We start from the raw sequence: 20,619 nt of genomic DNA on the forward strand, positions 1-20,619 counted from the left end.
TCCTGCCAGGAGCCCCCCCATGCCCACCCCCCGCACCGCCCTTGTCGGCCACGTGCTGGTCTATCTCGTCGTCCTGCTGCTGGCGCTGGACGGTTTGGCGCAGATCCTCCAGCCGGGCTTCATGGTGGCCATCATGGAGGGGTCGCAAATTCCGCTGGCCATGGCGCCGCTGCTGGGCACCATCACCCTGGCCTGCGCCGCCATCCTGGCCGTTCCGCGCTCGGCGCCGCTGGGCGCGGTGCTGGTCACGGGCTTCCTGGGCGGGGCCATCGCCATCCATTTCCGCCTGGGCGAGGTCGGCACCCCGCCGCAGATCATCTGCCTGGCGCTCGGGCTGGCCGCCTGGGTGGGTCTCTATCTGCGCGATGCGCGCATCCGCGCCGTGGTGCGGTCGCCGGCCTGAATCCTGGCGCCTGATCCGCGGAGGCGGAGGCGCCGGAGCGGGAGATCACTTGCTCCAAGAAGGCTTTAGCGCAGCCGCCGCCCCCGCCGGAACCGCCACCAATCCTGCACCGGCCCCAGCACCAGCAGCGGGCTCGCCGCCAGGGTCGCCAGCGCGAAGGCCGCCGCCACCTCCCGCGCGCCGGAGGCGAAGGCCGCCACCGTCAGCCCCGCCAAGCCTCCCACCACCACCAGCCCCAACGCGAAAAGCCCCAGCACCAGGCGGTGCCGGGGGGAAAGCCATTCGGGCGGGGGGGACACGCCCTCGCGCGGGGCGCCGTCGCGCCCGACCTCGAAGGTGCGGGTGGGGTCGAGGCCGAAGGGCCGGTCGTCAGCCAGGCAGGAACTCCGGCCTCAGCGGCGGACCACGAAGATGGTGGCCGGCTGGATGCCCGCCTGGCGCATGCGCCGGCGGCGCCACCAGATGGAGATGGCGGCGATCAGCCCCGCCCCGATGGCCACCGGGATCAGCAGGCTAATGAACAGGATGGCCACCGCCACCAGCACCAGCCCCAGCGTGGCCGCCAGCACCAGGATGGCGATGCCGCCGGTGCGCGCCAGCACGCGGTCCAGCCAGGAAGGCCGGGGGGCCTCGCGGAACTCGCCCTCGGGCGTCATGTCCAGGATGGGCGGGCGGCAATGGGGATCGTTCATGGCGCCCCCACATGTCGCCCCGCGCGGCGATCGGTTCAAGCCCCGTTGCGCCCGCCGACACACTCCGTAAAGGAGAGGTTCACGCGACGGAGTGCCCCCATGCCCCTGCTCGGCTGCATCGCCGATGATTTCACCGGCGCCACCGACCTCGCCAGCACGCTGGTGCGGCAGGGCATGCGCGCCGTCCAGGTGATCGGGGTGCCAGATGGCGACCTGCCCGAGGCGGACGCCGTCATCATCGCGCTGAAATCCCGCACGATTCCCGTGGCCGAGGCCATCGCCCAGTCGCTGGCCGCCTGCGAGGCGCTGCTGGCGGCAGGTGCGAAGCAGATCCTCTTCAAATACTGCTCCACCTTCGACAGCACGGATGAGGGCAATATCGGCCCGGTGGCGGAGGCGCTGATGAAGCGGCTCGGCACCGGCTTCGCCATCGCCTGCCCGGCCTTCCCGACCAATGGCCGCACCATCTACCAGGGGCACCTCTTCGTGGGCGCCCATCTGCTGAGCGAGGGCGGGATGGAGAACCACCCCCTCACCCCCATGACCGACCCCAACCTGGTGCGCGTGCTCTCGCGCCAGACGCGGGCGGGGGTGGGGCTGATCCCCTTCGCCAGCGTGGAGCGCGGGGTGGCCGCCATCCGCGCCGACATGGCCCGCCTGACCGAATCGGGCCGCGGCCTCGCCATCGCCGATGCCGTGACGGACGCGCACCTGATGGCGCTGGGCGAGGCCTGCGCGAACCATGCCCTCATCACCGGCGGCTCGGGCATCGCCATGGGCCTGCCCGAGAATTTCCGCCGCGCCGGGCTGCTGCCGGTGCGCGACGACGCCGATGCGCTGCCCCCCGCCACAGGCCTCTGCGCCGTCGTCGCCGGCTCCTGCTCGCGCGCCACGCTGGGGCAGATCGGCCTCGCGCGCGGTCATGTGCCGGTGCTGGAACTGGACGCGCTCGCCACGCCCGATGCCGCCGCCCTGGAAGCCCAGGCGCGGGAATGGATGGCGGACAAGCTCGACGCCGCGCGGCCCGTGGTCATCGCGGCCTCGGCGCCGCCGGACAAGGTGGAGGCCTTGCAGGCGAAGCTCGGCCGCGACGCCGCCGGCGCGCTGGTGGAGGACACGATGGCCGCCATCGCGGCCGCCCTGGTCGCGGCCGGCGTGCGCCGCCTGGTGGTGGCGGGCGGCGAGACCTCGGGCGCCGTGGTGCAGCGCCTGGGCGTGAAGTCGCTGCGCATCGGCCCCGAGATAGACCCCGGCGTGCCCTGGACCCACGCCACCTCCGAGGCCGCGCGGGAGGGCCTGCACCTGGCCCTGAAGTCAGGCAATTTCGGCGCGCGGGACTTCTTCCTGAAGGCCTTTGCATGAACGAACAGCAGGCCCGGGAGGAGCTGGTGGCGCTCGGCGCCTCCCTCTTCCAGCGCGGCTTTTCGGTGGGCAGCGCGGGCAACATCTCCGTGCGCCTGACCGATGGCTACCTGATGACGCCCACCAATTCCTCGCTGGGACGGCTCGATGCCGCGCGGATCAGCAGGCTGGACGCCAACTGGGCGCATGTGGGCGGCGACAAGCCGACCAAGGAGGTCTTCCTCCACCGCGCCTTCCTCACCGCCCGGCCCGATGCCGGGGCGGTGGTCCACCTGCACAGCACCTACGCCACCGCCATCTCCTGCCTCGATGGCGTGATCCCGCCGCTCACGCCCTATTTCGTGATGCGCGCGGGGCGGGAAATTCCCCTCATCCCCTATTACCGCCCCGGCGATGCCGCCATGGAGCCCGCCATCCATGCGGCCGCGCGCCGTGCCAAGGCCGTGCTGCTCGCCAATCACGGCCCCGTGATCTGCGGCCCCACCCTGACCGACGCGGTGAACGCCGCCGAGGAGCTGGAGGAAGCCGCGAAGCTGGCCCTGCTCTTGCAAGGCCGGAACCCCCGCCTGCTCACACCCGGGCAGGTGGATGACCTTCTGCAAACCTTTGGATGACCCTGATGGACCGCCTCGCCCCCGCCGAAACCCCGCTCAGCCCCGCCATCGCCGCCCGCTGGAGCCCGCGCAGCTTCCTGCCCGACGCGGTGCCCGAGGCCGCGCTGCGCCAGGTGCTGGAAGCCGCGCGCTGGGCCTCCTCCGCCTATAACGAGCAGCCCTGGCAATACCTCATCACCCGCAAGGAGAACGAGCCGGAGGCCTATGCGAAGCTGCTGGCCTGCCTCGTGCCCTTCAACCAGGGCTGGGCCAATGCGGCACCCGTGCTCATGCTGGCCTGCGCCCGCGTGAACTTCGCCGAGAAGGGCAACCCCAACCGCTGGGCCGAATACGACACGGGCCAGGCCACCAGCGCCATGGCGATCGAGGCGGCCGCCCTCGGCCTGCAGATCCACCAGATGGCGGGCTTCGACGCCGCCGCGGCGCGCACGGCCTTCGCCATTCCGGAGGATGTGACGCCCGTCGCCGCCCTCGTCCTGGGCAAGCCCGGCCCCGCCGATGCGCTGCCCGAGGCGCTGGCCCAGCGCGAGATGGCGCCGCGGTCCCGCAAGCCCGCTTCCGGGATGTTCTTCGCCGCCGCCTGGGGCCAGCCGGTCTGAGCCAGGGGATGTGAGCCAGAGGGTGTGATAAAGGCGGGAGCTCACCCGGAGGTGAAGCTTCCGTCATTCACCATGCCTTGGGGTCTTGCCGGCACAACGCAAAGGGCGTGACCCGCGTTGTTTTCCGTCCCCCCGCGACGACAGCTGCTGGGGGAGGAAGTGGAGAAGACTGTGCCGGCAAGAAATGAAGGTTGCGTCGCGTGCCGCGAGGCGCCGGAGATGTTCCCCTTCACCATGGCCTTCCAGCCCGTGGTGGACCTGGAGGAGCAGCGCATCGAGGCCCATGAGGCCCTGGTGCGCGGCCCCGAAGGCGAAGGCGCCGCCACCGTGCTGGCGCAACTGACCCCGCAGAACCTCTACGCCTTCGACCAGGCCTGCCGCGTGAAGGCCATCGAACTCGCCGCGCGGCTCGGCCTGCAGGGGCGGCTGAACATCAACTTCCTGCCCAACGCCGTCTATCAGCCCCGCGCCTGCATCCAGGTGAGCTTGCAGGCGGCACGCCGCCATGGCTTCCCGATTGACCGGCTGACCTTCGAATTCACCGAGAATGAGCGCGTGCAGGACCCCGCCCACACCCGCTCCATCATCGAGGAATACCGCCGCCAAGGCTTCCAGATCGCCCTCGATGATTTCGGCACGGGCTATTCGGGCCTGGCGCGGCTGGCGGAGCTGCGGCCGGACATCCTGAAGCTCGACCGCCGGGTGATCCAGGATTGCGACCGTGATCCGGTGCGGCTCGCCATCATCCGCAGCCTTGTGACGATGGCGCGCGACATCGGGGTGAAGCTGGTGGCCGAGGGCGTGGAACGCGAGGGCGAGATGGAGGTGCTGCGCGCCGCCGGGATGCGCTACATGCAGGGCTTCCATTTCGCCCGCCCGGTCTTCGAGGGGCTGTCGCGCTGGCCGCTGCGCGACTGAACCCTCAGCTTTCGGCGAGAGGCCGATCCGCCGCGACGCCACTGCCGCCTTCGCGGATAGCACCCTGGCCACCGGTCAACGCCCGCAGCAACCCATCCAGGAATTCCTCCCGGCCGATGCTGTCCGTCTGGCTCGCCGCCAGCGCCTCCTGCCGGCCCGGCGCGGCCGCGGCCAGCAGCGCGCGGGCGAGGTCGGGCGCATTGCCACGGCGGAAATGCAGCCCGTCCAGCCCCGGCCGCACCTTCTCCGCCATGCCGCCGATGTCGGAGACGATCAGCGGCACGCCCGCGCGCCGCGCCTCCTGGATGACGACGGGCGAATTCTCCCACCAGACGGAGGGCACGACCACCCAGCCCGACAGGCGCATCAGCCCCAGCACATCGCCCGAATCATAGCGGCCGGCGAAGAAGATGGCGGGGCCCGCGGCGTCCAGCGCCGCCTCCAGCGCGGGGAAGAGGCGCAGCACCTCCTCCCGCTCGCAGCCATGCAGCGAGAGGAACAGGCCGGGCTCCCGCGCCAGGGCCAGGGCGAAGCCGCGGATCAGCACGTCCAGCCCCTTGAAGGGGGTGGGCTGGCCGAAAAAGGCGAAGTGCTGGCCGAGGCCGGGTTCGGCCGACGCGCGGGGCGTGGCGGCCAGTTCCTCGCCCAGGACATTCTCCAGCACCGTCTCCTCGCGCGCGGCGAAGCCCCAGTCGCGGAAGCGCGTCCGGATGAACTCGGAGGGGTAGATGACGCCGTCGAAGCGGTTGAGCAGCGCGAGCCAGGTGGCGCGGCGCAGGGCGAAGTGGCGCGGCGTCCGCTCGGGGAAGCAATTGGCGCAGAGGGCGGGGGCGTAGCCATGGCACAGCTCCCGCCCCCGCGTGCGGATCATCTGCCCGTGATGGGCGCAGATCGCCAGCATCTCGTGCAGGGTCAGCACGAAGCGCGCATCGGGCCGCGCCTCCATCAGCGCCGCCACGAGGTCGAAGCCCACGCGCCACACATGGTGGAAGTGGAACACCTGCACCGGCTGCGCCACCAGCAGCGCCAGCAGCGCCTCGCGCGCCGCGAGGTCGGACCAGAACAGCCGGTCCTCGGTCATGCCATAGGGGTCGTAGAGGTGCTCGTCCGGGGCGTGGCGCAGCAGCCGCCCGCCCGGGGCGGCGGGGCCCATCTCCGCCGCCGCGACCAGGATGGCGCGGTGGCCCGCCGCGCGCAGCGTGGTGAATTCGCGAAAGGCCGCCATCTCGCCGCCGCCCTTGGTGAAGGCGGGGTGGGCATGGGCGACGATGCAGATGGCGGTGGGTGCCTCAGGCATCGGCCGCCTCCGCCTGGAAGAGGGGCGCGAGGCCCCGCCAGAAGCCGTGCAGATGCCCGGCCACCATGCGCGAAGCCGCGCTGTCCTGCGCGCCGAAGCCTGGCGGGGGCAGGCCCGCCCCGGTGGCGGCCGACAGCCGCGCCACCGCATCGGCCGCGTCGGGCAGCCCCGCCACGGTCGCGATCTGTTCCAGCAGCGGCAGGGCGGAGAGCGGCAGGCGGGGCTGGAAGGCGTCGTCGCGCTCCAGCGCCGCCGCCAGTTCCAGCATGTCGAGGATGACGAGGCCCCCCGCCGCGTCCAGCCCGCGCCGCAGCGGCCCGCGCAGCGCGGCGAGCCCCGCCCCGCCATGCGCCGCGATGCGCCCGCGCGACAGGAAGATCTCCAGCGCCGGCTCGGTGAATTCACGCGCGCCCAGCAGCAGCAGGGCATCGGCCCGCGCCTCGATGGCCGGCGCGGCCATGGCCAGCAGCCGCACCGCCTCGGCATCGTCCAGCCCGTGCAGCACCAGCAGCAGGGGCCGCGCGGCGGGCGGGGGTGGGGGCGCGCCGATGAGCATGGCGGCGAAGCTCTCCTCCCGCGCCTGCAGCAGGTCGCGCAGCCAGGCCAGCGTCTCGCCCAGCTCCGGCCCCGCGGGCAGGGCGGCGTGGCGGTGCAGCGCGGCCAGCAGCAGCGGCGCGGGCAGGGTGCGGGGGTTCACGCGGAACCATTGCGCCTCGCCCGCGTGGCGCATCTCCATCACCAGTTCGAAGGGGGGGGCGGGCAGTTCGGTCAACTGGGGCAGCAGGCCATGGGCCAGCAGCATCGTCTCGCTGGTCAGCGCGGGGGACTGGGCCATGGGCAAGGGCCGCACCCGCCCCTCCTCGAGCAGCAGGGCCAGCAGCGTGAGGCGCGTGTCGGGACCGATGGCGGGGTCCAGCGTGAAGGCCATGGCGCATTCGCCCGAGGGCGCGGCCCAGGCCTCCACGCGCGGGAAATCGGCGGGTTCCAGCCAGGGCACCCCGGCCAGCCAGCGGGTGAAGGCGCCGGCGGGGCCGAGCTGCGGCGACAGCAGCGCGGCCGCGGCGCCACCCCCCGCCGCCTCACGCAGCAGATGGAACACGCCGCCCCAGCCGGCCTGGTGCAGCGCCGCGTCAGGGGTGGGGCCGTGCGCGTCGCCAGGCAGGGCCTGTCGGCCGGACTGGCGCCCGGCCACCCATTCCAGCAAGGGCGGCTCCGTCCCGCCAGGGCGGGGCCCCACCAGCAGGAAGCCGCGGCAGGTCCGGCCGGGGGGCAGGGCGGCCAGCAGGTCGGGCTCGTCGAAGAGAACGAGGCTCTGCGCGGGGGCGGCCGGCAGCAGGCGCAGGGTGGGTTCGCTGCCATCCTCGGTCCACTCGACCCGGCCGGCCAGCAGCAGATGCCCAAGCCCCACCGCGCGGCAGACGTTCAGCACCAGAAGGGGCGGCGCGGCCGGAGGGCTCGTGGAGGCCGGCTCCCCAACCGGCGCGGTTTCGGCCAGCAGGCCGGTGATGCGGCTGTTGGACCGGCCACCGGCCTCGGCCCCGGTGCCCAGCGCGGCGGCGGCCAGGAAGGGCGGCAGGCCGGCGGCCAGCTGGCCTTCCAGCATCACCTCGCCCAGCTTCACCCCGGCCGCGTGGAGCGTCACGCGGCGCGGCCCCCGCCCGTTCGCCAGCGCCGTGCCGGCGAAGTGCAGGTGGAAGCCGAAGGCGGGCAGCGGGCTGCCATCGTCGAAGGGCAGGTCGGCGCGGTGGACGTCGCAGCGCACCGGCAGCCGGCCCATGCCCTCCATCTCGATCACGGCCTCGGTGCCGGGCGCATGGACCAGCCAGCCCCAGGCCTCCTTGCCATCGGCGCCGTCGAGATGGCCGCGCGGCCGGAAGGGGGCGGGGTTCAGCACGGGCGGATGGAGCGGGATCTCGCCCCCCGCATGGACCACGGACAGCGCGCCCTCGCTCCAGTCGGGCAGGCCGCGCACCAGCAGCTGGAAGCCGCGCCCGGCGGGAATCGGGCCTTCGGCCGGCAGGTCGCGCCGCGCCAGCAGCCGGGCCAGCGGCCAGTCCTGGCGCAGCCCCCCGGTCGTGGTCAGGCGCAGCCGGGCGCTGGGGATGCCGGCCTCGGGCAGCCGCACCCAGCCACCCAGCAGGGTGATGCCATCGCCGTGCTCGGCGGTGTCCACATAGCCATCGAGCGCATAGACGCTCACCGTCCGCCCCCCGGCGCGGCCCAACATGGCGGGACGCGAGCGCTGGGCCGGGGCGGAAGGAGGCGCGGCACATCATGCATGTTACAAGGATACCATCCGGGCCACCCCCTGGGGAGGGGCTTCGTCCCGGGCGGCCGCGGGCCCTCGCCCCGGAAGCGCATGTTGCGCCCGGCGATGGGAGGAGGCAGGAACGCGGCATGACCGAAGCCGCCAGCCCTGCCCAGGTTGCCCCCACCTCCGACGCCATTTCGGGGCACATCTCCGACTGGGCCCGGCTCGCGGCCGGCGCGTGCCTGTCGGGGGAGCTGGAGGCCGGGGGGCGGCACATCACGCTCTTTCTCGACCTGTCCATCGTGCCGCCCGCCCTGGCCGGGCGGCGGCTGCAGCTGCGCCTGGGCGAGACGGGGCTGATGGCGGTGCCGCTTCGTCCCTCCACAGCGCAATTGGGCCCTGCGCAATTCGGCCCTTTGCGCCTGACGCTCGCGGATGCGCTGCGCCATGCCGGCAGCCCCCCGCGCCTGCTGGCGGAGGGCCTGCCCCCCCTTCCCCCCGGCCGGCTGGCGGGTGCGGCGCTGCAGGCCATGGCGGTGGCCGACGAGGCGAGCTTCCTGGCCAGGGCGGCGCGCCGCGACGGCCGCGAGGCCGACCCGCTGCTGGCGGTGCTGGGCGCCCGGGCGGCCTATCGCGCCCTGCCAGGCTTCGCCGCGCGCGCGGCGGCGCTGACCCTGCTGGCCGAGCTCCTGCTGGCGCGGGACCTGGCGCGGCTGACCGCCGATGACCATGCCGAGGCGCGCTGGCTGCGCGCCGAGGGCCGCGTCCTGCTGGCCGAAGGCCGGGCGCTGCTGGACGACAACACGGCCCCGGAGCCCCTGGCGCTGCGCTGGATGATGGCCCTCGGCGCCGCCTGCGGAATGCTCTGCCTCTGCCAGGACGACATGACGGAGGCGCGCGCCTGCTTCGGCGCGGCGGCGGCACAGGCGTCCGGGCTCCACCTGGCGCCGGAGGCCGCGCTGGACCTCGTGCATGCCTGCCTGATGGAGGGGGTGCTGCTGGGCCTGGAGGGCGAGGCCGAGGCCGCGCGGCAGGTGCTGGAGCGCGGCGTGCGCGCCCTGCAGCCCAGCGTGACGGCACGCAACCTGATGACCGACATCGCGGCCCTGGACGAGCTGATCGCGGCGGGCCGCATGGCGCGGCAATGCTTCGTCGCGCTGGCGAAGTTCGGCCTGCTGACGGCGCGCGCCACGCCGCGCTACCACGAGGGCACGCCCTTCGAACTCCGGCACTTCGCCCCGTCCGTGCCGCGCCTCCTCGCGGCCGGGCTCTGCCCCCGCCTCGCCGACGGCCTGGCCTCGCTCGGGATCGCACGGCCATGATCCGTCTCCTCGCCCAGCTCGACGACAGCGCGCGGGAAGTGCGCTTCACCGCCACGCCGGACCAGGCGCTGCCCGCGCCCGTCGAGGTGACGCTGGACGGCGTGGTCCTGGCCCGCATCCCGGCGGGCGATCCCGGGGCGCAAACCCTTGTCCTGCCCTTCGAGGCGCTGCGCGACATCAGCCGGGGCGAGCTTGCGTTCCGGCCCGGGGGCGCGCCCCCGCCGCCCGGCGCGCTGCGGCCCGAGGGGGAGTTCTTCGAGGCGCTGGCCCTGCCCGACGCCGCGACCTTCTTCCAGAAGGTGCAGCTGAACCATTCGCGCTACGCCTCGCCCCTGCTGCTGGAATTGGGCGCACGCTGCGCGCATGAGCGCTTCACCCATGACCCGCTGACCCGCGCGGCGGCACTCGCCATCCTGGCCCATCGCCACATCGAGCGCCTCAGCACCCAGCGCGCCCCCGCCGAGGAGGCGCGCATCGCCTGGCTGCTGGAACGCGCGCGGCCGCTGATGGCCGAGGCCTGGCGCCGCCTGCCCGCGCATGTGCCCGATCCCCCCCGCCTGCCCTGGCAGGAGGTGCGCTGGAGCGTCTCCCTCGCGACCGTGGCCGGGCTGCTGCACATGGCGGGCGGAGACTACGCCGCCGCGCGCGAGATGTACGCCCTGCCCCGCCACTGCCTGCACCACGCGGCCCTGTCCAAGGTCAGCGCGCTGAACATGGTGTCGGGCTGTTTCCTGCACGGGGTGCTGTCCCACATGCTGGGCGATCCCGACGCCGCGCGCGCCAGCCTGGAGGCCGGCATCGAGGGGGTGAAGCCCGTGGTGCAGGCCCAGGACCTGATGGCCAATATCTGGGTCATCGGCGACCAGGTGAACGTGATGCGGATCGCGCGGCAATGCTTCATCGCGCGCTCCCGGCTGGGCCTCGTCCCGCCTGGCGCCGGCGTCGAGCCGCCTCTCGGCGCCGCCGCGGTCCTCACCCTGGACGAGCTCGCGGCGCCGATGCCCGCGATGGTGCGGAAGGGGCTGCTGCCGCGGCTGCAGGAGCACATCCTGCGGCATTCCCGGCCCTAGCGCGCGGCCCCGGTCGTGATGGCGCGCCGTGAAGGGCGCGTCGCGCCGCCGGCTGCTTCGTGGTGATGACGTCCTGGCCCTCCGCCGCGAGGCCGTGATGCGAGGGAAGATGCCGGCGCCGGCCCACCATGGCCTCAGCCGCGGATGGCCCTCTCCGCCTCCATCTCCATCTCCACCTGGGGCGGCATCGCTGTCACCTCGTGCAGGCGCAGGCCGGGCGCCAGTTCCTCGGCGCGGTCCGGTGTCGTGAGGCGACGCAGCGCGGCCGCCATCGCCGCCTCGCCCGCCCGCCATCGGTCGGCCAGGGTGGCGGTGGAGAAGTCGAAGGCCTTGCCCGGCCCCGCCTCGTCGAAGGCGGCGCGGTAGCCCATCAGCACCACCGTCGCGCGCGCGCCCACCCCGGCCGCGCGCAGAAGCTGCGCCACCTCCGGGTTGGACCGCCGTTCCTCGGGCAGGTGGCGGGCGAGGCAGGCCATGCGCGCCCGCACCTCCCATTCCCGCGCATGGGCGACCAAGGCCTGGCGCGTCTGGTTGCCGAAGGCGAGGTCCGCCGCGCGCGCCAGGGCCGCGGAGACGTGGCGCGGCCGCTGGCCCGCCCGATGGAAGAGTTCGACGACGAGGCAGGTCAGCGCCTCCTCCCCCACCTCACTCAGGATGAGGTCGAGCGGCGCATTGGCCGAAAGCCCGCCATCCACCAGCCGCCGCCCCTCCAGTTCGGCGGGCGGAAACAGGCCGGGCATGGCGCTGGAGGCGAGGATGTGCTCGGCCGTCAGCCAATCGCCGCGCGCGGTGTCGAAGACCACGCGCGCGCCGGTCTCGGCATCGGTGGTGACGATGGACAGGCGCGTGGGCCCGCGGTTCAGCCGGTCGAGGTCGAGTGTCGCCTCCAGCCGCGCGCGCAACGGCGCCAGGTCATAGAAGGCCGGCCCGCCACCCAGGCGCAGATCGGGGCGGAACAGGCCGGGCCGGCCCATCAACAGCGTCTGCCAGGCGGCGGCGCGGTTGTGCGCGGCGCGCCAGGCGCCCTTGGCCGGCGCCGGGCCGAGCAGGAAGGTGGTGAGCGGCGTGGGCTGCTGCGCCAGGGAATCCCAGAAGTCGCGCAGCGCCGCACCGCCCTCGCCCGGCGGGGCGGCGGCGAAGAGGGCCGCGTTCACGGCCCCCACCGAACTGCCGGCGATCCAGCCCGGCATGGGCTGGCCGGAGGCTTCGAGCGCGGCGCAGGCCCCGGCCTCGAACGCGCCCAGCGCGACGCCGCCCGAGAGGACGACGGCCACGGGGGGTGTGGGGCGGCTCATCGGGAATGGGGTCCGCTGCCCGTGCTCGCGGCGAGCAGCGGCGGCGCGAGCGAGGCACCGAGCGGCCGGAAGGGCCAGGCGGCCAGCATCAGCGGCAGGGCGGCGGCGTGGGGCAGCGCCCCGGCGCCGAGCGCGCGGCCTTCCTCCGCCGCCGCCTCCAGCGCGGCCTGGCGACGCGCGGAGAGCACGACAGGGAAGCCGGCCGCGGCGAAGGCATGGGCGGAGGCGCGGCCGATGCCGCTGGAGGCGCCGGTGATGACGCCGGTGATGACGATGGTGCGCGGCGGGGGGGACATGGGAACTCCGGGGAAGTGTCCCTCCTACAACCCGCCCCGCCCGCGCGGGTTCCGCCACATCATCCGGCAACCCATCGGTGCGGCCAGGGTTTTTTCCTGACGGTGCCGGCGCCACAGCCGCCACCGCAAGCCACGCCGAGCCCGATGCCCACCCTTCCCCGGAAGGACTTCGCGAACTTCATCGCCTGGCCGCATGTGCTCATCGCCATCGGGACGGGGTTGCTCACCCGCATCGCCCCCGCCACCCCCTAGGGTGGCAGCGGCGTGGGAAGACCTTGACGGCGCGACCCATGCGGGCCCCGCGCTGACCTCCTTCCCGTGGCGCCGGAGCTGCGCCACGCGCCAAGGCGGCAGGCGCCCCGTCCAAGAGGCGCCGCCGTCGCGCGAATGGGCGCTACCACCAGGGCGTGGTGAACGAGAAATACAGCGCCGTCCCCGCCAGCAGCACCGCCAGCGCCAGCAGCAGGGGCACGCGCGCCGGGTTTGGGCCGGTGCGCCCGCCCACCCCGCGCGAGGCGCTTTCCGTGCCACGCTCGGCCGCGCGGGCGGCCGCGACTTCTGCCGTGGTGGGGGAGGTGCCACCCGCCTCGTCATCCGTGCCGAGCGGCGAGGCGGCGGGGTCCAGCATGGGCAGCTTGTCGCCCGTGGCCCCGGCCTCGATGTCGCGGCGCAGGTGCGTCACATTGGGGGCCGCGGTGGCGGCCGCCGTGGGACGCGGACGGGGATTGATCTCCGTCGGGTCGTTGTGTCGCGGCAGATCATTCGTTCCGGTCATGGCTTTGCCCTCTACAGGAGAGGGAACGCGCCGGACCGGAGCCGGGTTTCAGACGGCCCCGTCGCGAGGCGGGTCTCAGGCGTCCCGCCGGAAGGCGGGTCTCAGGCCGAGAGCGCGGCCTTAATGGCCGCCAGCGCCGCGTCCAGCTTGTCGCCATCCGGGCCGCCGGCCTGGGCCATTTCCGGCCGCCCGCCGCCGCCCTTGCCGCCCACCGCGCCCGAGGCCGCGCGGACCAGCGCCACAGCATCGGCGCGGCCCTTGGCCACCTCGCCGACGCCGACCACGATGCTGGCCTTGCCGCCCTCGTTGGAGACCAGCGCCGCGACATCGGCGGTGCCGGATTTCAGGATGGCTTCCGCGAGGCCCTTCAGTTCGCGGCCGGGCACGTCGCCCATGTCGCGCAGCGCCACGCGCAGGCCGCCCACCACCTCGATCTCGGCGCTGCTGCCGGTGGCGAGCTTCTTCCGCGTTTCGGCGAGGTCGCGCTCCAGCTTGCGGCGCTCCTCGATCAGCATGGCGACGCGGGCGGGCAGGTCGGCGGGCGTGACCTTGAGCGCGAGTGCGGCCTCGCGCAGCAGCCGGGCCTCGGCCTCCACCACGGCCAGCGCGGCCGCACCCGTCACGGCCTCCACGCGGCGCACGCCGGCGCTGACGGCGCCCTCGGCCACCAGGCGCAGCAGGCCGATATCGCCGGTGCGGCGCACATGGGTGCCGCCGCAAAGCTCGATGGAGTAGTGGCCGCCACGCTCAGCCGCCGCCTCGTCGCGGCCCATGGCGACGACGCGGACCTCCTCGCCATACTTTTCGCCGAAGAGGGCCATGGCCCCTTCCGCCACCGCGGCCTCCGGCGTCATGAGGCGGGTGGTGACCTCGGCATTCTCGCGGATGCGGGCATTCACCTCGGCCTCGACCCAGGCGAGGTCCTCGGCCGCGATGGGGGTGGGCTGGGACACGTCGAAGCGCAGCCGGTCGGGTGCGACCAGCGAGCCCTTCTGGGCCACATGCGTGCCGAGGCGGCGGCGCAGCGCCTCGTGCAGCAAATGGGTCGCGGAATGGTGCGCGCGGATGGCGGAGCGGCGGGTGTGGTCCACCTCCGCCACCACGGCCTGGCCCACGCTGATGTCGCCCTGCTCGACCACGCCCAGGTGAATGAACAGGTCGCCCAGCTTCTTCTGCGTGTCGCGGATGCGGATGACGCCGTCGGCGGTGCGGATCACGCCCGCATCGCCCTGCTGGCCGCCGCTCTCGCCGTAGAAGGGGGTCTGGTTGAGGATGACCGCGACCTCGCGGCCCACCGCCACGGAGTTCACGGGGGCGCCGCCGGCCAGGATGGCGGTGATGGTGCCTTCCGCGCGCTCGGTGCTGTAGCCGAGGAACTCGGTGGCGCCGACGCGCTCCTTCACGTCGAACCAGACGGTCTCGGTGGCGGCCTCGCCGCTGCCGGCCCAGGCGGCGCGGGCGCGCTGCTTCTGCTCGGCCATCGCGGCCTCGAAGCCGGCCACGTCCACGGCGCGGCCCTCGGCGCGCAGCGCGTCCTGCGTCAGGTCCAGCGGGAAGCCATAGGTGTCGTAGAGGCGGAAGGCGACGTCGCCCGGCAAGGGCTGGCCTTCACCGAGCTTCTCCTTCTCGCCCTCCAGCAGATGCAGGCCGCGTTCCAGCAGCGAGCGGAAGCGCGTCTCCTCCAGCTGGAAGGTCTCGGTGATGAGGCCCGCCGCGCGCGAGAGTTCCGGGTAGGCGGCCGCCATCTGCCGCTCCAGCACCGGGAACAGGCGGTGCAGCAAGGGCTGCTCGGCGCCCATCATGTGGGCGTGGCGCATGGCGCGGCGCAGGATGCGGCGCAGCACATAGCCGCGGCCCTCGTTGGATGGCAGCACGCCATCGGCCATCAGGAAGGCGCCGGCGCGCAGGTGGTCGGCCACGACGCGGTGGCTGGCGCGGAAAGCGCCGTCCGGCTCCTGCCCCGTCAGCTGCGCGCTCTCCAGGATGATCGCCCGGAAGGTGTCGGTGTCGTAGTTGTCGTGCTTGCCCTGCAGGATGGCGGCGAAGCGCTCCAGCCCCATGCCCGTGTCGATGGAGGGGCGGGGCAGCGGGTTGCGCGTGCCCTTCGGCTCCTCCAGGAACTGCATGAAGACGAGGTTCCAGATCTCGATGAACCGGTCGCCATCCTCGTCGGGGCTGCCGGGCGGGCCGCCGGGAATCTTGTCGCCGTGGTCGTAGAAGATTTCGCTGCACGGGCCGCAGGGGCCGGTGTCGCCCATGCGCCAGAAATTGTCGTCGGTCGGGATGCGGATGATGCGGCTGTCGGGCAGCCCCGCGATCTTGCGCCAGAAGTCGGCCGCCTGCTCGTCCTCGGAATAGACGGTGACCAGCAGCTTGTCCTTCGGCAGCGCGAAGTCCTTGGTGATCAGCGTCCAGGCGTGCTGGATGGCCTGTTCCTTGAAGTAGTCGCCGAAGGAGAAATTCCCCAGCATCTCGAAGAAGGTGTGGTGGCGGGCGGTGTAGCCCACATTGTCCAGGTCATTGTGCTTGCCGCCGGCGCGCACGCATTTCTGCGCGGTGGTGGCGGTGCTGTAGGGGCGGCGCTCGGCCCCCGTGAACACGTTCTTGAACTGGACCATGCCGGAATTGGCGAACATCAGCGTGGGGTCGTTGCGCGGCACCAGGGGGCTGCTTTCGACCACGGCGTGGCCATGGCGGGCGAAATAGCCGAGGAAGGTGGCGCGGATGTCGTTGCTGCTGCTCATGCTGCGTGCTGTAGCGTGGCGCCGGTTTCCCCTCAAGTTGCCCCCCAAGGTTGGGGGAGGCGCGGCACGGCCCTTGCAGACATCCTGTGCCTGACCGCCCACAGGCCGGGTTCTGCCCACCCCCTGGGCAGATGTTTGCTGGAGAGTGCCTCATGTTTCGCCGTCAACTGATCCTGGGGGCCGCCGCCCTTCCCCTCGCCGCACCCGCTTTGGCGCAATCCGCCTGGCCGGCCCGCGGGCCCGTCCGCCTGATCTCGACCTTCCCGCCCGGCGGCTTCGCCGACACCATGGCGCGCCTGCTGGCCGCGGAACTGACGCCGCGCATCGGCCAGTCGGTGGTGGTGGAAAACCGCGCGGGGGCCGGCGGCACGCTGGGCGCCAACCTGGCCGCCCAGGCGGCACCCGATGGCTACACCCTGGTGATGAGCCATTCCTCGCCCTTCGGCGTGGCGTCGGGCACCTATCCGAACCTCGCTTACAATGTGGTGGACGGCTTCACCCACCTGGCCCTGCTGGCCGAAAGCGCCAACCTGCTGATGGTGAAGGGCGACAGCCCCATCCGGACGCTCGCCGACTACATCGAGGCCGCGCGGCGCGGGCCCATCCGCTATGGCTCCTCCGGCATCGGCTCGGGCACGCATCTGATGGGCGAGGTGATGTCGCGCCAGGCCAACCTGCCCAACATGGACCATGTGCCTTACCGTGGAAGTGCCGCCGGCCTCGCGGACCTGCTGGGCGGGCGCATCGAGAGCATGTTCGACCCCATCACCACCAACACGGGCATGATCCGCGACGGACAGGTGCGGGTGCTGGCGCTGTCCACCCCCACGCGCATCCCGGCCTTCCCCGACATCCCGACCTTCGCCGAACAGGGCATGCCGGTGCTGACCAACACGACCTGGGCGGGGCTCTCGGGCCCGCGCGGCCTGCCGGCCGACATCGCGACGAAGCTGACCGAGGCCTCGGTCGCCGCCATGGCCACGCCCAATGTGACGGCGCGGCTGGAACAGCTGGCCAACTACGCGCCCAACCCGCCCGTGACGGGCGAGGCCTACACCGCCTTCATCCGCGAATTCGCGGAGAAGTGGGGCGGCGCGGCGCGGCAGTTGGGGATCGTCGCGGGGGCCTGAGCTCCGGCGTTCAGGCGCCGGCCTTCGGCAAATAGGGGATCACCTCGATCCCCAGCGCCGCCTCGACCACGGGGTAGAGCCCGTGGTCGAGCAGCGCGGGCGCCAGCGGCACCTCGGCGCTCGGAATGTGCAGCACCACCAGAAGCTGCCCCTCCCGGATGCGCCCGGCCGAGACGGGCGCGCCCGTCTGCGCGTCCAGCGTGGTGATGACGTCGGGGAAGGTGGCCAGCCGCTCGCCGCCCGCTTCCACAGCGATCCATTCATTCATCAGGTGCAGCGTCGCGTCGCCCACCTGGAAGCGGCCCACATCATAGGCGGCCTCGGTATAGGCCAGCGCCTCGCGCCGCGCCGGGCCTTCCGCCAGGATCCGGCCGCGCGTGTGGGCGCAGATGGCCTCGATCACGGCCCGCCCGCCGGAAGGCCGCGCGGCGAGGATCGCCTCGCCCAGGGCCAGCGCGTAGGAAATGCCGCCCACCGCCGCGTTTGCCTTCACGAAGCCGTTGGTCACGGGGTTGCGGCAGGAGGCGATGAAGCCGCCCGACATGTGCCCCGCCGTGCGCAGGATGGGGCTGACCATGGCGGTGGCGCCGCGCGTCACCAGCTCGATGTAGCGGCCCTCGGCGCGGTTGCCGCCCGCCACGGTCTGGATGGTGGGGGTGGGGTCGCGGTGCATGCCCATGCTGCCCATGTCGCCGGTGGGGTGGGCGCGGATGTCGCCCACCGCGTCCAGCACCACGGCCTTCATCATCACCGCTGGCAGCCAGCCGTTCAGCGTGGAGGACATGCCGTTCTGCCCGACCATGAAGCCGTCGATCTTCCGGCCGAACTCACGCTCCAGCAGCTGGGCGGCGCGGACATAGTCCACCGCCAGCATCTCCCACGCCGTCTGGTCGCCGGGGGCGCCGATGGCGGCGGCGGTGGCGATGATGGCGCCGTCGGGCAGTTCGTCGGGGTGCATCAGCACGGGCCGGCCGCAATGGATGGCGGCGGTGCCCAGCACGCGGCCATGCTCGGCCCAGCCGCCGCCGCCCGCGGCCAGCACGGCCCCGCCAGCCAGCGCGGCCTCCATTTCGGCCGCGCCGAGTTCACGGGGCATGGCGTGGTCCTTCTCAGTAGGCCGGCGTGGATTCCGTCACCGAGACCTGGGCCAGCACGACCTTCCAGCCCACATCCGGAAAGCGCACCCAGGTCTGGCTCTGGCGGGCGGGCATGTCGCGGCCGCGCATGTCGAATTCCAGATGCACCGTGGCGAGGTCACGGCCGAAGGTGGTAATCACCACGCGGCGCCGCGCCAGCTTGATGCCGGGCCCGGGCGGGCGGCGCACGCGATGGGCATGGATCTCGTCGAAACCATAGCCATTCTCGTGGATGGCGGCGCGAATGGTGAGCGGGCTGTTCCAGAAGGTGGCGTCCAGCACCTCCACATCCTTGTCGATCAGCGCCTGTTCGTAGCGTTCGAAGAGGGTGCGGATTTCTTCCACCACCTCGGGGATATTCAGTTCCATTCAGCGTCCGATCGGGTTTGATGGCACAGCGAAGCCGTGAATCGGCCGCTCAGCAAGTCAGCGTCCGATCGGTTCGTTGGCAGCAGCGAAGCCGTGAATCGGCCGCTCGGCAAGGGCGAAAGCGTGATCAACGCAAGCTGATCACGGAGAGCCGCTCTCCAAGGCCAGGGCGGTGCGGACCAGCAGCGCATCGGCGCCGCGCGCGGCCAGCAGGGACAGCCCGACGGGGCGGCCATCGGCGAGGCTGCCGGGAATGCTGATCTGCGGATGGCCCGCCAGCCCGCCCTGGGCGCAGAGGCCCAATATGGCGTCGCGGATGGGCCCGAGCACCGGCAACGGCAGCCCGGCCTTCGGCGCCGGGAAGGGCGTGGTGGGCATGGCGAGGATGGTGCCCGGCGGCAGCAAATGCCGCAGCCGCCCGCGCGCCTCCTGCCGCACCATGGCGGCCCAGCCGCGCTCACCCTCCGGCGTGGCGGCCCCCAGCACCAGCCCGCGCGCGACCGAAAAGGCCATGCGCGGATTGTGCGTCTCGATCCAGGGGCGGAAGGTCTCCCAGGCCTCGACGGGCTGCAATGTGCGCTGGGCGCGGGCCCAGGCGGTGAGGCCGCCGGGGGCCAGCAGGTCCTCGCGCCAATCCGGCACCAGGGCCTTGAGCCGGTCCAGCAGGGGTTGCAGCGCCGCGGCCGTTTCGGGCTCCGCAAAACCGAAGGCGTCGGTGGCCACGATCAGCCGCATGGGCACCGCGTCCGGGATGGCCTCCTGGAGCAGCACTTCGCTGGCCCGCGCGAAGGTGGCCGCATCGCGCGCGAACCAGCCCGTGGTGTCGGAGCTTGGCGCCTGGGGCAGCATGCCCGTGAGGTCGAGCCGCCCATGGGTGGGGCGGATGCCATGGAGCCCGCAGAAACTGGCCGGCACGCGCACGCTGCCGCCCGTGTCGGTGCCGAGGGCGATGTCACACAGCCCCTGCGCCACCGCGCTGGCCGAGCCGGAGGAGGACCCGCCCGGCACATGCCCGGGTGCCGCGGGGTTCAGCGGCGTGCCGTCGAAGGCGTTCTCGCCCAGGATGCCGAGCGAGACCTCATCGGTCACGGTCTTGCCCACCAGCTCCGCGCCGGCGTCCAGCAGCGCCTGCACCGCCCAGGCATGGCGGCTGGGCGTGGGGTCATGCGCCGCCCAGTCCGGGTTGCCGCCGCCCGTGGGGTGGCCGGCCACGTCGAACAGGTCCTTGGCGGCGAAGCTCAGGCCGGAGAGCGGCCCCCCTGCCCGGCCCGCGATGCGGATCGCGGGGCCGGGCAGGAAGGGGTCATTCCTCATCGGCGTCCGCATCCCCCTCCGGCGCGGCCAGCATGCCGCTCGCCACCGTGTCGGCCTGGCCGCGGATGCGGCGCTCCACGCTGTCGGCCATCTCGGGGTGGTCGCGCAGGAACTGCTTCGCGTTCTCGCGCCCCTGGCCGATGCGCGTGCCGTCGCAGGAGAACCAGGCGCCCGACTTCTCGACCACGCCGGCCTTCACGCCGAGGTCCAGCAACTCGCCGACCTTGGAGATGCCCTCCCCATAGAGGATGTCGAACTCCACCTGGCGGAAGGGCGGCGCCATCTTGTTCTTCACGACCTTCACGCGGGTCTGGTTGCCGATGACGTCCTCGCGCTCCTTGATCGCGCCGATGCGGCGGATCTCCATGCGGATGGAGCTGTAGAACTTCAGCGCGTTGCCGCCCGTGGTGGTCTCGGGGTTGCCGAACATCACGCCGATCTTGAGGCGGATCTGGTTCAGGAAGATCAGCAGGCAGTTGGAGCGCGACACGGTGCCCGTGAGCTTCCGCAGCGCCTGCGACATGAGGCGGGCGTGCAGGCCGACATGGGTGTCGCCCATCTCGCCTTCCAGCTCGGCCTTGGGGACGAGGGCGGCCACGCTGTCCACCACCAGCACGTCGATGGCGCCGGAACGCACCAGCGTGTCGGCGATCTCCAGCGCCTGCTCGCCGCCATCGGGCTGGCTGATCAGCAGGTCATCCACGTTGACATGCAGCTTGCGCGCATAGCCGGGGTCGAGCGCGTGCTCGGCGTCGATGAAGGCGCAGGTGCCGCCCTTCTTCTGCGCTTCCGCGATGATGTGCAGCGCGAGCGTCGTCTTGCCCGAGGATTCCGGGCCGTAGATCTCGATGATGCGCCCCTTGGGCACGCCGCCGATGCCGAGCGCCAGGTCGAGGCCGAGCGAGCCCGTGGAGATGACCTCGATATCCTCCATCGACGTCTTGGCGCCCATCCGCATGATGGAGCCCTTGCCGAAGGCGCGCTCGATCTGGCTGAGGGCCGCCTCCAGCGCCTTACCTTTTTCCATCTGGC

20 protein-coding genes are annotated in these 20,619 nt (G+C 72.9%); 8 read left to right on the top strand and 12 right to left on the bottom strand.

From position 1 onward, the window contains the following. Positions 1 to 19 precede the first annotated feature (19 nt). A complete protein-coding gene (locus GGQ83_RS12925; RefSeq protein ID WP_184384652.1) occupies positions 20 to 403 on the top strand; it encodes a DoxX family protein in 384 nt (127 codons plus the stop codon). 65 nt (positions 404 to 468) lie between these two features. On the opposite strand, the gene GGQ83_RS12930 is transcribed toward GGQ83_RS12925, so the two are convergent. Further along, the gene (locus tag GGQ83_RS12930; protein WP_184384654.1) at positions 469 to 702 is read right to left on the bottom strand and encodes a hypothetical protein; all 234 of its coding nucleotides are present in this window, start codon (positions 700 to 702) and stop codon (positions 469 to 471) included. 93 nt (positions 703 to 795) lie between these two features. Next, a complete protein-coding gene (locus GGQ83_RS12935) occupies positions 796 to 1,095 on the bottom strand; it encodes a hypothetical protein (RefSeq protein WP_184384656.1) in 300 nt (99 codons plus the stop codon). A gap of 99 nt (positions 1,096 to 1,194) precedes the next feature. Here GGQ83_RS12935 and otnK point away from each other — a divergent pair, with 99 nt between their 5' ends. The 4 genes from otnK (at position 1,195) to GGQ83_RS12955 (ending at position 4,588) form a co-directional block, all read left to right on the top strand. Further along, positions 1,195 to 2,457 carry a 3-oxo-tetronate kinase gene (gene otnK, locus GGQ83_RS12940; RefSeq protein WP_184384658.1) on the top strand — a complete coding sequence of 421 codons (1,263 nt, stop codon included), beginning with the start codon at positions 1,195 to 1,197 and terminating at the stop codon, positions 2,455 to 2,457. Then, positions 2,454 to 3,071, top strand: coding sequence for a 3-oxo-tetronate 4-phosphate decarboxylase (otnC, locus tag GGQ83_RS12945; protein WP_184384660.1), 618 nt, complete (start codon positions 2,454 to 2,456; stop codon positions 3,069 to 3,071). Before otnK ends, otnC begins: the two co-directional genes overlap by 4 nt. A gap of 5 nt (positions 3,072 to 3,076) precedes the next feature. Beyond that, positions 3,077 to 3,670: a nitroreductase family protein gene (locus tag GGQ83_RS12950; protein ID WP_184384662.1), complete on the top strand. Its 594-nt coding sequence runs from the start codon at positions 3,077 to 3,079 to the stop codon at positions 3,668 to 3,670. Between the two features lie 219 nt (positions 3,671 to 3,889). Beyond that, positions 3,890 to 4,588, top strand: coding sequence for an EAL domain-containing protein (locus GGQ83_RS12955; RefSeq protein ID WP_184384664.1), 699 nt, complete (start codon positions 3,890 to 3,892; stop codon positions 4,586 to 4,588). Between the two features lie 4 nt (positions 4,589 to 4,592). Here GGQ83_RS12955 and GGQ83_RS12960 read toward each other — a convergent pair whose 3' ends face one another. Both GGQ83_RS12960 and GGQ83_RS12965 read right to left on the bottom strand, forming a co-directional pair. Then, positions 4,593 to 5,885, bottom strand: a complete 1,293-nt coding sequence (locus tag GGQ83_RS12960; RefSeq protein ID WP_184384666.1) for a glycosyltransferase — start codon at positions 5,883 to 5,885, stop codon at positions 4,593 to 4,595. Beyond that, on the bottom strand, positions 5,878 to 8,112 hold the full coding sequence (locus GGQ83_RS12965; protein ID WP_184384668.1) for a hypothetical protein: 2,235 nt from the start codon (positions 8,110 to 8,112) through the stop codon (positions 5,878 to 5,880). Before GGQ83_RS12965 ends, GGQ83_RS12960 begins: the two co-directional genes overlap by 8 nt. Before the next feature lie 170 nt (positions 8,113 to 8,282). Between GGQ83_RS12965 and GGQ83_RS12970 the strand changes: the two genes are divergently transcribed. Together GGQ83_RS12970 and GGQ83_RS12975 are read left to right on the top strand one after the other, a co-directional pair. Beyond that, a complete protein-coding gene (locus GGQ83_RS12970; RefSeq protein ID WP_184384670.1) occupies positions 8,283 to 9,458 on the top strand; it encodes a hypothetical protein in 1,176 nt (391 codons plus the stop codon). Then, positions 9,455 to 10,528 (top strand): hypothetical protein, encoded by a 1,074-nt coding sequence (locus GGQ83_RS12975; protein WP_184384672.1) that lies wholly within the window; start codon positions 9,455 to 9,457, stop codon positions 10,526 to 10,528. The genes GGQ83_RS12970 and GGQ83_RS12975 overlap by 4 nt, the downstream gene beginning before the upstream one ends. 134 nt (positions 10,529 to 10,662) lie before the next feature. On the opposite strand, the gene GGQ83_RS12980 is transcribed toward GGQ83_RS12975, so the two are convergent. The 4 genes from GGQ83_RS12980 to alaS all read right to left on the bottom strand — a co-directional run bounded on the left by GGQ83_RS12980 (position 10,663) and on the right by alaS (position 15,638). After that, positions 10,663 to 11,823 carry a patatin-like phospholipase family protein gene (locus GGQ83_RS12980; protein ID WP_184384674.1) on the bottom strand — a complete coding sequence of 387 codons (1,161 nt, stop codon included), beginning with the start codon at positions 11,821 to 11,823 and terminating at the stop codon, positions 10,663 to 10,665. Further along, on the bottom strand, positions 11,820 to 12,119 hold the full coding sequence (locus GGQ83_RS12985) for an SDR family NAD(P)-dependent oxidoreductase (RefSeq protein ID WP_184384676.1): 300 nt from the start codon (positions 12,117 to 12,119) through the stop codon (positions 11,820 to 11,822). The genes GGQ83_RS12980 and GGQ83_RS12985 overlap by 4 nt, the downstream gene beginning before the upstream one ends. A 394-nt stretch (positions 12,120 to 12,513) precedes the next feature. Beyond that, on the bottom strand, positions 12,514 to 12,894 hold the full coding sequence (locus GGQ83_RS12990) for a hypothetical protein (RefSeq protein ID WP_184384678.1): 381 nt from the start codon (positions 12,892 to 12,894) through the stop codon (positions 12,514 to 12,516). Between the two features lie 101 nt (positions 12,895 to 12,995). Next, entirely contained in the window at positions 12,996 to 15,638 is a 2,643-nt protein-coding gene (alaS, locus tag GGQ83_RS12995) for an alanine--tRNA ligase (RefSeq protein WP_184384680.1), read from the bottom strand. 152 nt (positions 15,639 to 15,790) lie between these two features. Between alaS and GGQ83_RS13000 the strand changes: the two genes are divergently transcribed. After that, positions 15,791 to 16,768, top strand: a complete 978-nt coding sequence (locus tag GGQ83_RS13000; protein WP_184384682.1) for a Bug family tripartite tricarboxylate transporter substrate binding protein — start codon at positions 15,791 to 15,793, stop codon at positions 16,766 to 16,768. A gap of 10 nt (positions 16,769 to 16,778) precedes the next feature. Here the strand turns inward: GGQ83_RS13000 and GGQ83_RS13005 are convergent, their stop codons facing one another. From GGQ83_RS13005 to recA, 4 genes are all read right to left on the bottom strand, one after another. Next, a complete protein-coding gene (locus tag GGQ83_RS13005; protein ID WP_184384684.1) occupies positions 16,779 to 17,864 on the bottom strand; it encodes a DUF917 domain-containing protein in 1,086 nt (361 codons plus the stop codon). A gap of 13 nt (positions 17,865 to 17,877) precedes the next feature. Next, positions 17,878 to 18,273, bottom strand: a complete 396-nt coding sequence (locus GGQ83_RS13010) for an AtzH-like domain-containing protein (RefSeq protein WP_184384686.1) — start codon at positions 18,271 to 18,273, stop codon at positions 17,878 to 17,880. A 141-nt stretch (positions 18,274 to 18,414) separates the two neighbouring features. Beyond that, entirely contained in the window at positions 18,415 to 19,587 is a 1,173-nt protein-coding gene (locus GGQ83_RS13015; protein WP_184384688.1) for an amidase, read from the bottom strand. Next, the gene (recA, locus tag GGQ83_RS13020; protein ID WP_184384690.1) at positions 19,577 to 20,614 is read right to left on the bottom strand and encodes a recombinase RecA; all 1,038 of its coding nucleotides are present in this window, start codon (positions 20,612 to 20,614) and stop codon (positions 19,577 to 19,579) included. Before recA ends, GGQ83_RS13015 begins: the two co-directional genes overlap by 11 nt. Between the last annotated feature and the right edge of the window lie 5 nt (positions 20,615 to 20,619).

It is taken from the genome of Roseococcus suduntuyensis (genome assembly GCF_014196305.1).
In the GTDB taxonomy this organism is placed as follows: Bacteria; Pseudomonadota; Alphaproteobacteria; order Acetobacterales; family Acetobacteraceae; genus Roseococcus; species Roseococcus suduntuyensis.

What these genes read in the sequence shown, in the direction of transcription:
- GGQ83_RS12925 (WP_184384652.1), top strand. Translation starts at nt 20, where the DNA reads ATGCCCACCCCCCGCACCGCCCTTGTCGGCCACGTGCTGGTCTATCTC.
- GGQ83_RS12935 (WP_184384656.1), bottom strand. Translation starts at nt 1,095, where the DNA reads ATGAACGATCCCCATTGCCGCCCGCCCATCCTGGACATGACGCCCGAG.
- otnK (WP_184384658.1), top strand. Translation starts at nt 1,195, where the DNA reads ATGCCCCTGCTCGGCTGCATCGCCGATGATTTCACCGGCGCCACCGAC.
- otnC (WP_184384660.1), top strand. Translation starts at nt 2,454, where the DNA reads ATGAACGAACAGCAGGCCCGGGAGGAGCTGGTGGCGCTCGGCGCCTCC.
- GGQ83_RS12950 (WP_184384662.1), top strand. Translation starts at nt 3,077, where the DNA reads ATGGACCGCCTCGCCCCCGCCGAAACCCCGCTCAGCCCCGCCATCGCC.
- GGQ83_RS12955 (WP_184384664.1), top strand. Translation starts at nt 3,890, where the DNA reads ATGTTCCCCTTCACCATGGCCTTCCAGCCCGTGGTGGACCTGGAGGAG.
- GGQ83_RS12960 (WP_184384666.1), bottom strand. Translation starts at nt 5,885, where the DNA reads ATGCCTGAGGCACCCACCGCCATCTGCATCGTCGCCCATGCCCACCCC.
- GGQ83_RS12965 (WP_184384668.1), bottom strand. Translation starts at nt 8,112, where the DNA reads ATGTTGGGCCGCGCCGGGGGGCGGACGGTGAGCGTCTATGCGCTCGAT.
- GGQ83_RS12970 (WP_184384670.1), top strand. Translation starts at nt 8,283, where the DNA reads ATGACCGAAGCCGCCAGCCCTGCCCAGGTTGCCCCCACCTCCGACGCC.
- GGQ83_RS12975 (WP_184384672.1), top strand. Translation starts at nt 9,455, where the DNA reads ATGATCCGTCTCCTCGCCCAGCTCGACGACAGCGCGCGGGAAGTGCGC.
- GGQ83_RS12980 (WP_184384674.1), bottom strand. Translation starts at nt 11,823, where the DNA reads ATGAGCCGCCCCACACCCCCCGTGGCCGTCGTCCTCTCGGGCGGCGTC.
- GGQ83_RS12985 (WP_184384676.1), bottom strand. Translation starts at nt 12,119, where the DNA reads ATGTCCCCCCCGCCGCGCACCATCGTCATCACCGGCGTCATCACCGGC.
- GGQ83_RS12990 (WP_184384678.1), bottom strand. Translation starts at nt 12,894, where the DNA reads ATGACCGGAACGAATGATCTGCCGCGACACAACGACCCGACGGAGATC.
- alaS (WP_184384680.1), bottom strand. Translation starts at nt 15,638, where the DNA reads ATGAGCAGCAGCAACGACATCCGCGCCACCTTCCTCGGCTATTTCGCC.
- GGQ83_RS13000 (WP_184384682.1), top strand. Translation starts at nt 15,791, where the DNA reads ATGTTTCGCCGTCAACTGATCCTGGGGGCCGCCGCCCTTCCCCTCGCC.
- GGQ83_RS13005 (WP_184384684.1), bottom strand. Translation starts at nt 17,864, where the DNA reads ATGCCCCGTGAACTCGGCGCGGCCGAAATGGAGGCCGCGCTGGCTGGC.
- GGQ83_RS13010 (WP_184384686.1), bottom strand. Translation starts at nt 18,273, where the DNA reads ATGGAACTGAATATCCCCGAGGTGGTGGAAGAAATCCGCACCCTCTTC.
- GGQ83_RS13015 (WP_184384688.1), bottom strand. Translation starts at nt 19,587, where the DNA reads ATGAGGAATGACCCCTTCCTGCCCGGCCCCGCGATCCGCATCGCGGGC.
- recA (WP_184384690.1), bottom strand. Translation starts at nt 20,614, where the DNA reads ATGGAAAAAGGTAAGGCGCTGGAGGCGGCCCTCAGCCAGATCGAGCGC.